We start from the raw sequence: 9,533 nt of genomic DNA, 5'->3' as shown, positions 1-9,533 counted from the left end.
ATCGACATCAGGCAGATCGCCGAGTTCCTCGGCGATCTGCCTGATGTCGATCGCGCGCCCCTTGTAGGTGAAGGACGAGTTGCGGGCGATCACCATGAACCAGCGCTGCTTCGACAGCGCGGTGAGGATGTCTTCGCTGATCCCGTCGCCGAAATAGTCCTGCGCGGGATCGCCGCTCATGTTCTCGAAGGCGAGCACCGCGATTCCCGGGCGCTCCGCCACGCGCGGGGCAGCGGGCCTGGCTTCCGCAAGCACCGGGGACGGTGCCGCTTCTTCCCGGACCTCGCCGACGAAACGAAAGCCCTTGCGCGGAATGGTCTTGATCAGCCGCTGGGTCGCGCCGTCGTCGCCGAGCGCCTTGCGGGCAGCGTTGATCCGGCTGTTGAGGGCGGAATCCGAAATGCTGCGGTCGCTCCAGATCCGGCTGATCAGGTCATCCTTGCTGACCACCCGGTCCCGCTCCGTGACGAGGTAGAGCAACAGATCGAACACCTGCGGCTGCAGCGGCACGGCTTCCCCGCCGCAGGTGAGCTCCCGCAGATCCCCGTCAAGAACGTTGTTTTCAAAGCGGAATCGCACGTTTCGGTCGTCTCAAGCAAAAATCAAAGTCGTCTCAGGCGAAAATCAACCGTCCGCGAAAGCCGCGGGACGTCCGATCCGGCATGGTGCGAAGACCAAACCGTGTCGATGCCTCGGCACAACGGAGCGTTTCATGACCCAGATTGATCACCAAATTCATTCCACCGGCCCGGAGGTTGCGGGCTCCCGCGTTTTCAGGTTCATCGCCTTTCTGTACGGAATTGCGGCATATCTCGTGTTTTTCGTCACCATTCTCTACGCCATCGGCTTCGTCATGGGGGTGATGGTGCCCAAGACCATCGACACCGGCGCCGAAGCGCCGGTCGTTCGCGCGGTCATCATCAACCTGCTGCTGATGTCGCTGTTCGCGGTTCAACACAGCGTGATGGCGCGCCATCAGTTCAAGGCCTGGTGGACGCAGTTCGTCCCCAAGCCGGTCGAGCGAAGCACGTATGTGCTGCTTGCGAGCCTGTCACTGCTCCTCCTGTTCTGGCAGTGGCGTCCGCTGCCGGCGGTGGTATGGAACGTCGAGAATCCGGATCTCGCCGTGACACTGGTCACGCTGTCCTTCGCCGGATGGGTGCTGGTGTTCACCTCGACCTTCATGATCAACCATTTTGAGCTGTTCGGATTGCATCAGGTCACCGACCATCTCGTCGGCAAGGAAGCGACACCGCCGCGCTTCAAGACGCCGCTGCTCTACAAGTTCGTCCGCCACCCGATCTATCTCGGCTTCATCGTCGCGTTCTGGGCGGCGCCGACCATGACGGCGGGCCATCTGCTGTTCGCCGCCGTGACCACGCTTTACATCTTCGTCGGAATTGCGCTGGAGGAGCGCGACCTCGTTGGTCTCTTCGGCGACGAGTACCGGCAATACAAGCAACGCGTTTCCATGCTTATTCCCTGGCGCCGGTCGGTATAGTCTAGCCTCGTCCCGTGCGCCTTCGAATGGAGGATGCACGGGACGCCGACGCGCAAACAAGATCCCAAAAAACGGAGACGCCCAAATGAAACATGTCGGAAACTGCTTCTGTGGCGCGGTCACGGTCGAGGTCACGGGTGCACCTGAGGCGATGGGCTATTGCCATTGCCGCTCCTGCCGCTCCTGGTCGGGCGGCCCGGTCAACGCCTTCAGCCTGTGGAAGCCGGAAGCCGTGCGCATCACCGAAGGCGCTCAGAACGTCGAGACCTTCGCCAAGACGCCGCTCAGCCAGCGCAAATTTTGCAGGACGTGCGGCGGCCATCTCATGGCCAGCCATCCGCCGCTCGGTCTGGTCGACGTCTTCGCCGCCACCATCCCGACGCTCGCCTTCACACCCGGCGTCCACGTCAATTACGCCGAGACCGTGCTGCCGATGCGCGACGGCCTGCCCAAGCTGAAGGATTTTCCCGCCGAGTTCGGCGGCAGCGGCGAGATGATGCAGGAATAGCGGTGCGCGTTTAGCATTTGTTCGAGAGGGCGGCAGAGCGCCGCCCTCTCGGTCTTCTTCCAAGAGAGAAGGATGAACGGCTAGCCTCCGCGCGATTCAACCACCTTGCGGCAGGAATCCGAGAGCTTCGACTTGTTCTCGCGCAGGCAGGCGTTCATCTGCGGCGGCTTGCCGATATGTTCGGCGCAGAATTTGCTGGCGTCGCCGCGGCAGGCCATCTGCTCCTGGACCGATGGGCCGGATTGTGCAGCAGCGGGCAGCGCGGCAGCAGCGAGCAGCAGCGCGGCAAGAACCGAAATCTTCATGAAGCACCTCTTTGGAATCCTCGTTGGTCCCGACCGGGATCAATCGCGCCGGACCATCCCGCGAAGCTCAGTCCCGGGTCCATGCCATGTTCATGGCACCGGCCAGTTCTTCTCGGCGGCGGGACCCCCATCTTCATGGCATGTTTCCGCGCGCCGATTTTTGCCATTCAGGCTGCACCTCGGCTGCGAGATCCGGTGATCGCATCGGAACGCCGAACGGGAAGCAGGAGAGCAGAATGAAGAGAGCTGGAGCGCTGAGCGCCAGGCTGACGATCATGGCCTTGGCCGGCGCGGCGATGCTGTCGCTGGGCACGAGCCCGGCGCAGGCGGTGGTCTATTGCAAGACCGTGGGGGTGCCCAAGGGCTGCGTGGTGCGGCCGACCGCGGCGGTGGTGGTCGCGCCGGGAGCCCCGGTTGCGCGAGCTGCGGTCGCGACGCCCGGTGTCGGTGCGCCCGGTGTCGGCGTGCGCGCGGGTACGCCGATGAACCGCGGCGGCCCGGTCAATCGCGTCGGCCGGCGCTGATATGTTCATTCGATCGATTTGATTGCATTGCTTCGGGCCAACGGGGCCTGCGGCCGAACACCCCCCGTCCTCCGCAGGCAATCACCCGGCCCGTTCCCTCTCTCCGTGCGCCCCATACGTTCGGAGAGGGGGCTTTTTTAGCCCGCTGCCATGTCGCTGTCGGGAAAGCGCTGCGGCAATTGCAGTTGCACGCGGGTGCCTGAGGCATCCGAGCTCAGATCGAGCGCTGCGCCGCAGCGCGTCGCGCGGCTTCTCATGTTGCGCAGGCCGCGCGCGGTCTGGCCGGCGCCCGCGGCCGTGCTATTGCCGGCCGACGCGAAGCCGCGGCCGTCGTCCGCCACGCTGATCATGCCATAAGGTCCGTCGCTGCCGTCACGTGTCTCGATGGTGACAGCGACGTGGCGGGCCTGGGCGTGCTTGACCGCGTTGGTGACGGCCTCGTCGAGGATGCGCACGATCTGGATGACGTGCCATGGCCTGAGTTCGGAATGCAGCGGCAGGCCCTGCGGCGTCGCCACGCGCCAGTCGAGCGCGATGTCGTGCGGCCGCAATTGCGCCGTTGCGCGCTCGCGCCAGGAGCCGAGCGCGAGCATCAGGTCGCCGCCGATGTCGTCCATGGAGTCGATGACGAGGCGCAGATCCTTCAGGGCCGCACGGGCAGCGTCCGTGATGGTCGCGCCCTCATGGCCGCGCTCGGACAATGCGACGATGCTCACGAGCTGCCCGCCGAGACCGTCATGCAGGTCCCGCATCAGGCGCGTGCGCTCATTGGCGAGCGCGGCGGCGCGGGCGCGCTCCTCCTCGCGGGCGAAGCTCGCCTTCAGCCGTTCCTCGGCTTCACGCACGCGCGTCACGAGCTGCCCGGCAAAGCTGTCGACCTGGTTCAATGCTCGGGCAAAGCGCCAGGTCAGCCCGGCGCCGATCGCGACCAGCATTGCCGAATAGGACAGCCGCGAGACGAAGATGCGATCGTTGCTCGTGATCTCGAGCACCGTGAGCATGTCCTGGATCCAGCAGACCAGCACGATGGTCACCGCGCAGCCGATCGTGAAGCTCGCCGCGTCCTGCCGCCGTACCACCGCGGCAGCCGTGACGCAGGCCATCAGGAACAGGCACAGCCCGACGGTGGGAATGCCGAGCACCAGGAACAGGATGCGCGGCAGCGGCGGGCCCCCGATCAGCCCGACCACGAACACCAGGATTCCGGGCATGAACAGCAGCGTGCCGTAGCGCGGCCAGCGCCAGCCGAAGAACAGCACGCCGAACACGACGACCAGCGCGCTCTCGATCGGGGCGGACGCCAACAGCACCGCGGAGAGCCGGGACGCGTTGGCCGGCGGCACCGGCGCTTGCGCGAACGCCTGCACCACGCCGAGCACCATCGCCACGGCGAGCACGCCATAGACCGGCTCACGGCGCCGCATCAGCCACATGATCGCGAGGATGACGGCCAGGATCGCCTGCCAGGCGGAGAACACCACCGGCAGCGTGACGAACAGCAGCGTGCGTGTCTCGTAGGCTGGGCGCAAGGCGGCATCCGGTCCGACATAGACGGTGTCCAGAAAGCCCTTCAGCGGTCCCCACACGAACAGCCGCACCGTGATCTCGTTGCCGCCCTCGCGCAGCAGCGAAGCGGGAATGGACGCGATCTGCGGCGTGTTGCGGTCGGGCCGGTTGGCGTTGGCATCGCGCCGGGAATCGAGCACGACGACGCCGTTGACGGCGACCTCCACCGCGTTGCTGAAGCGCGGCAGGAACACCGACCAGCCTGCCGTCGCATCCTCACGCCGGAACGTGAAGGCGCCGGTGTACAGCGGCGGGTCGGCCAGCGAGTCGCGCGACGTGGTGAAATGCGGCAGCGCCACTGGGCGGGTCAGGCCGTTCTCGCGTACCGAAAAATCGCTCAGGGCGAAATCTTCCGGATCGTTCGGTTGCAGCAGCCGAAGCCCGAGGAGGGTGACGATCACGATCAGGGCCTGGAGCAGCAGGTAGGGAACGAGGCGCGCGGCCAGCAGCCGGCGCCGCGCGGGTCCGGCGGGGGCCTTCGCAGGTGCTTTGGCCGCGATCTCGCTCACAGCTTGATCAGGCCCTGCTGCACGGCCTCGAACACCGCTTCGCTCCGTGTGTGCACTTCGAGCTTGCGGTAGATGTTCTTGATGTGGCCCGGCACGGTCTGCCTGGACAGGCCGAGATGGCTCGCGATCTCGGCATAGCTGAAGCCCTTCGCGATGCCCCAGAGGATGTCGATCTCGCGTGGGGTGAGCCTCGCCGTGTTGAGCGCTGGCCCCCGCGGCGGTTCCGCCGAATTCTGTGCGACGCCTTGCGTTCTGCGGACGATGAAACGGGCGATCGAGGCCGAGATCGGCGAATGCCCCGCGACCAGGTCGCGAACGGTGGTGGCGATGTCGGTAGGGAAGGCGTCCTTGAGCAGATAGCCGGTAGCGCCGACCGTGATTGCGGAAATCACGCTCTCCTCGTCGCCGAGTGCGGAGATCACCATGATCTCGGTGTCCGGAAAGCGCTGCCTCATCTCGCGGATCAGCTCGACGCCGTGGCCGTCGGGCAGCCGCAGGTCGGTCAGCAGCACGCGCGGCGCGCCGCTCGCGAGGGCGGAGCGGGCTTCGCCGAGCGTCCCGGCGCTGCGCACCTCGTAGCCGGCTTTGACCAGCGCATCCTGGAGCCGCCAGCAGGTCGGCGCATCGTCCTCGACGAGGAGGATGGTGATGGGGTCACCCGTCTCGCCCTGTTCGCTCATCTTCATGGTCCCGCGACCCGCGTGTCCCCCGCGGCGCGAGGCAAGTTTAGCCGCCGCGCGGAAGCCGCGACACCCATAATCATGGGGGCGGGCGGCGACAACTTGGCCTCGGCGCGGATGCACGGTGCCGGATGCTGGTCTCGGCTTGATGACTTTCATGATCGGGCTGCGCTCGGCGGAGGCAACAACATGGGCGAGGTCGAGCAAGCCACCCAACGACAATGCCCATGGCGATGAACGGGTTGCTATACCCAATGCGGCAACAACCCGATATGAAGGAGGCGATGTCAATGAGCCACGGCCTGGCGGATCACCCGTGGGGAGTGCAAAATCAAGGTGCTTTTGGCCGGCGATCCAAAGGAGCGCGCGTGGTGAGGGTCCGCCTTGATTCACTGATATTGCCTGGGAAGGCTGGTTGACGGGAACGGTCATCGTGAGCACGCCGCCCTTTGATTTCGATTTGTTGCGCACCTTCGTGGCGGTGGTCGACAACAACGGCTTCACGCGAGCCGGCGAGCGCATTGGCCGGACGCAGTCGACGGTTAGCCTTCAAATCAAGAAGCTTGAGGACAATCTTAAGAAGCCGCTGTTTGAGCGTAGCGGCCGCGAGGTTCTGCTGACCGCCGACGGCGAGGTCCTGTTGGCCTATGCCCGGCAACTCCTGCATATCGCCGACGAAGCCCGCGCCCGTTTCCTGGAGCCCGATATCGAAGGCACCGTCCGTCTCGGCACCACGGAGGATTTCGCGACTGTCTACCTGCCGGACATTCTGGCGCGCTTTGCCCGAGCCCATCGTGGCGTCACGCTCGACGTCAATTGCAACTTCAGCTTCAGTCTTCTTGAGGGCTTCTCGCGAGGTGAGTACGACCTCGTGCTGATCAAGCGCGAGCCGCAGGCCCCTTTGGGCGGAGTTCCGGTCTGGCGGGATGTCCTCGTCTGGGTTTGCTCGCCCCAGTTCGTCTTCGAAAGCGGAAGTCCGATTCCGTTGGCGTTGGCTCCTGCACCGGATGTCTACCGCAAGCGGGCGTTGGCGAGCCTGCAGGCGCAAGGCCGCGAGTGGCGCATCGTCTACACCAGTGTCAGCAGCGAGGGCTTGCAAGCCGCCGTTCGTGCCGGCTTGGGTATCACCATACTGTCCAAGGACATGGTGCCGCCAGGCCTGAAGATTGTCGGCGTGGAGCAGCAGCTTCCGCAGCTTCCGGATTCCGAGATCGCCCTTTACCGCTCGCCGGGCAAATTGTCGCGTGCGGCCGAAATGCTCGCCGAGCATATCACGCACTCGCTTGAATATCGGCGCCCGCAATCGCCGGAGTGACCTCCTAAGGTTATGTGACGGAGGAGCGGCGCTGCGGTCGCCTTCTGTGGCAGCCATTCGAAGTCCGGCAGGCCTTGCGAAATCGGGCGGCTCGATCCCCGCGCCGACGCCTCCACCCATCAAGCCCTCCAATCGAATGCATTGAGCATTCCAATTGGCGTTCGACCGGCCGCGCCCATATCCAGGGTGGAGATCAACTGGAGCTAAGACGGTGGCCAAGGATCCGGCTCTCACGAAACTGGATTTGGACGTGTACAACGGCTTGGAACGGATCGACGACGACACGCGAGACGGCGAAATCGCGCGCAGAAACGTCCTGTTCGGCTTATGGGCCGGGAGGCATGCCGGACTGAAAGATGAGGCGCTCGAGGCTTACGCTCTCGCGGTTCATCTGGCCGACCACCATAGCCCCGGCCATGACGACGTGGTTGCGAAAGTTGCTGCCGACCTCGTTTCCTGCGGGAAGCCGATGAGCGAACGGCAATTGCGCAACCGTCTGCGAGAGATGGCGCTGCGGGCCAGTCTTTAGCTGCCTTGCGAGCCGATGCCCGACGACTTCGGCCTGCGAGCGGCCTGCTGCTACGGCCCTTTAGACATCGGCTGCAGCCGTTTCCGATCGTTCGACCTCGGACTTGTCCGGAAGGAGAAGCACCATGAAGTCGCTGGTTGTCGTATCTCTGGCGTTGGCTGCAGCGACCTGCGCCAACATCACGGCGTCCTTTGCGCGCTGGCCCGACTATCCCGGGTTCTGGGTCGTGGGCAATCATGCGACCAAGACATGCGAGATCGTGACCGTCAACCCGATCATCGATCGAGCCGTGATCTGGTTCGGCGCCGGCCCTTACAAATCGCTCGACGATGCCAAGCTCGCTCGTTCCAATATCCGTGCGTGTCCGAAGGAAGAATCCGGCGATTGAATGCGAACCGAATTCCCGATTGCCGTCGATTGCGAGAGCGGCGGCCCGGAATGATCGCCGTCGGGCGACGGCATGATCCGTCGACGCCATGCCCGGCGGACCGCCCGCCACGCCCGTCATAGGCAGCTTCAATGCATCTCATTTGAAATCCCGATGAGCGCATTTCGCTCTTGTCGAATTGAATGAAGAGCTCCCATCTCAGCGGCGTACTCGCAGGACGTCCTCATCCCACATCACGCCTTCATTCAGCTCTCAGGGAAACCATGCATCCGCTCGTCGAACGATTGCACACGCGCACCACGCTTGTCCCGGATCCGCCGGCGCGGCCGCCCGAAACAGCGGGGGCAATCGATCAGAAGGTCCTTATGGTGATGTCCAGAAGGCGGCATTCTTTCCGACACTCCGCGCTCGCGGGCCTGGTGCTCGCGCTCAACGTGTTCGCCGCTGCGACGTCGATGGCGGCGGAGGGTGACATCGCGATCACGATGGACGAACGGGAGATCAGGTTCGCCGGCATCACCACGGTTCGTCCTGACAAAGAGCAGCCGGAGATCGAGCTGTCCTTTCCGGGCACCGTCGTCATTCCGCCACAACAGATGCGGATCGTCGCTGCGCCGGCGAACGGCCTGGTCGAATCCATGCTCGCGGCCGCGGACGAGCCCATCAATGCCGGCGAGCCGGTCGCGCAGCTACGCTCGATGGAAATCGTCGAGGCTCAGCGGCAATTCCTGGCCGCGCTGGCCGACGAAGCTCTGGCTGCCGACCGGCTGCGGCGCATGCAGCAGCTGTTCGAGGGACGCGCCGCTCCCGAACGCGAATTGCGGACCGCGGAGACCTCGGCGATCAACGCCAAGGCACATCTCGACGAGCGCCGACAGATCCTGGCGCTGATGGAGCTCTCGGAGGCCGATATCGGGGCTCTGCAAAGCACGAGGAAGATATTCCCGGCGATCACGGTTCACGCGGCGGTGAGCGGAATCATCGTGAAGCGGCACGTTTCGCCGGGCGAGCGCGTCGATGCGGCCGCCCCGCTCTACACCATCGCCAACCTCAATCCGTTGTGGATCAATATCCAGGTGCCGGCCTCGCGCCTGTCGGCGCTCAAGACGGGCGCTTCCGTGGTGCTTCCGGCCTATGGAGCGCGCGGTCGCCTCATCCGGCTCGGGCGCTCCGTCGATGCGCAGACGCAATCGGCGACCGCCGTGGCGGAGATCGACACCAACGGAGGAACGGTGCGTCCCGGCCTGGCGACCACTGCCACGATCCGTCTGGATCAAGGTCCGGGTGCACAATGGTCGGTCCCGGCTGCAGCCCTCATCCGGCATCGCGATCGTAGCTGGGTCTTCGTCCGCACCAAGGACGGCTTCGCCGCCCGGCCGGTTCAGGTTCTCGCGGAGTCGCCGGCGCGCACGTCGATCCGGGCCGATCTGAGCGCGGACGACATGGTCGCGGACCGTGGACTGATCGCGCTGTTGTCCGAACTCGCTGCGGCGGACAAGGGCTGACCCGATGCTGGCAGGGCTGATCAACGGCGCGCTGACGCAGCGCATCCTGGTCGTGCTGGGAGCGCTGGCGCTGGCGGTCTGGGGCGCCAATGCTTACCGCCAGCTTTCCATCGACGCCTTCCCGGATGTAGCGCCGACCCAGGTCCTGGTCTCCATGAGAGCTCCGGGCCTGACGCCCGAGGAGCTCGAGAGCCGGATCACGC

General features: G+C 65.1%; 11 protein-coding genes and 1 pseudogene. 8 read left to right on the top strand and 4 right to left on the bottom strand.

Going from position 1 to position 9,533, the window contains the following annotated elements; genetic code table 11:
- On the bottom strand, window positions 1-579 hold a 579-nt coding region (locus tag JHD07_RS13245; RefSeq protein WP_291622752.1), incomplete at its 3' end, for a winged helix-turn-helix domain-containing protein.
- Between the two features lie 133 nt (window positions 580-712).
- Here JHD07_RS13245 and mddA point away from each other — a divergent pair.
- On the top strand, window positions 713-1,501 hold the full coding sequence (mddA, locus tag JHD07_RS13240; protein ID WP_291622750.1) for a methanethiol S-methyltransferase: 789 nt from the start codon (window positions 713-715) through the stop codon (window positions 1,499-1,501).
- Between the two features lie 85 nt (window positions 1,502-1,586).
- Window positions 1,587-2,009 (top strand): GFA family protein, encoded by a 423-nt coding sequence (locus JHD07_RS13235; RefSeq protein WP_291622748.1) that lies wholly within the window; start codon window positions 1,587-1,589, stop codon window positions 2,007-2,009.
- 80 nt (window positions 2,010-2,089) lie between these two features.
- On the opposite strand, the gene JHD07_RS13230 is transcribed toward JHD07_RS13235, so the two are convergent.
- The gene (locus JHD07_RS13230) at window positions 2,090-2,314 is read right to left on the bottom strand and encodes a hypothetical protein (protein ID WP_036020653.1); all 225 of its coding nucleotides are present in this window, start codon (window positions 2,312-2,314) and stop codon (window positions 2,090-2,092) included.
- A gap of 236 nt (window positions 2,315-2,550) precedes the next feature.
- Between JHD07_RS13230 and JHD07_RS13225 the strand changes: the two genes are divergently transcribed.
- The gene (locus tag JHD07_RS13225; protein ID WP_291622738.1) at window positions 2,551-2,838 is read left to right on the top strand and encodes a hypothetical protein; all 288 of its coding nucleotides are present in this window, start codon (window positions 2,551-2,553) and stop codon (window positions 2,836-2,838) included.
- A gap of 137 nt (window positions 2,839-2,975) precedes the next feature.
- On the opposite strand, the gene JHD07_RS13220 is transcribed toward JHD07_RS13225, so the two are convergent.
- Together JHD07_RS13220 and JHD07_RS13215 are read right to left on the bottom strand one after the other, a co-directional pair.
- Entirely contained in the window at window positions 2,976-4,913 is a 1,938-nt protein-coding gene (locus JHD07_RS13220; RefSeq protein ID WP_291622736.1) for an ATP-binding protein, read from the bottom strand.
- Window positions 4,910-5,593, bottom strand: coding sequence for a response regulator transcription factor (locus tag JHD07_RS13215; protein WP_291622734.1), 684 nt, complete (start codon window positions 5,591-5,593; stop codon window positions 4,910-4,912). The genes JHD07_RS13220 and JHD07_RS13215 overlap by 4 nt, the downstream gene beginning before the upstream one ends.
- Before the next feature lie 433 nt (window positions 5,594-6,026).
- On the opposite strand from JHD07_RS13215, the gene JHD07_RS13210 reads away from it, so the two are divergent.
- From JHD07_RS13210 to JHD07_RS13190, 5 genes and pseudogenes are all read left to right on the top strand, one after another.
- Window positions 6,027-6,908, top strand: a complete 882-nt coding sequence (locus JHD07_RS13210; RefSeq protein WP_291622732.1) for a LysR substrate-binding domain-containing protein — start codon at window positions 6,027-6,029, stop codon at window positions 6,906-6,908.
- A gap of 211 nt (window positions 6,909-7,119) precedes the next feature.
- The gene (locus JHD07_RS13205; RefSeq protein WP_291622730.1) at window positions 7,120-7,437 is read left to right on the top strand and encodes an ATPase inhibitor subunit zeta; all 318 of its coding nucleotides are present in this window, start codon (window positions 7,120-7,122) and stop codon (window positions 7,435-7,437) included.
- 124 nt (window positions 7,438-7,561) lie between these two features.
- Window positions 7,562-7,825 carry a hypothetical protein gene (locus JHD07_RS13200; protein WP_291622728.1) on the top strand — a complete coding sequence of 88 codons (264 nt, stop codon included), beginning with the start codon at window positions 7,562-7,564 and terminating at the stop codon, window positions 7,823-7,825.
- 419 nt (window positions 7,826-8,244) lie between these two features.
- Window positions 8,245-9,330 carry an efflux RND transporter periplasmic adaptor subunit gene (locus tag JHD07_RS13195; protein ID WP_291622727.1) on the top strand — a complete coding sequence of 362 codons (1,086 nt, stop codon included), beginning with the start codon at window positions 8,245-8,247 and terminating at the stop codon, window positions 9,328-9,330.
- A 4-nt stretch (window positions 9,331-9,334) separates the two neighbouring features.
- Window positions 9,335-9,533 (top strand): annotated as a pseudogene (locus JHD07_RS13190) (efflux RND transporter permease subunit); the annotation flags it as partial.

Source organism: Bradyrhizobium sp. (assembly GCF_016462955.1).
GTDB lineage: Bacteria > Pseudomonadota > Alphaproteobacteria > Rhizobiales > Xanthobacteraceae > Bradyrhizobium.
The sequence above is the reverse complement of the archived record's forward strand: the minus strand, read 5'-3'. Positions and strand labels throughout refer to the sequence as shown.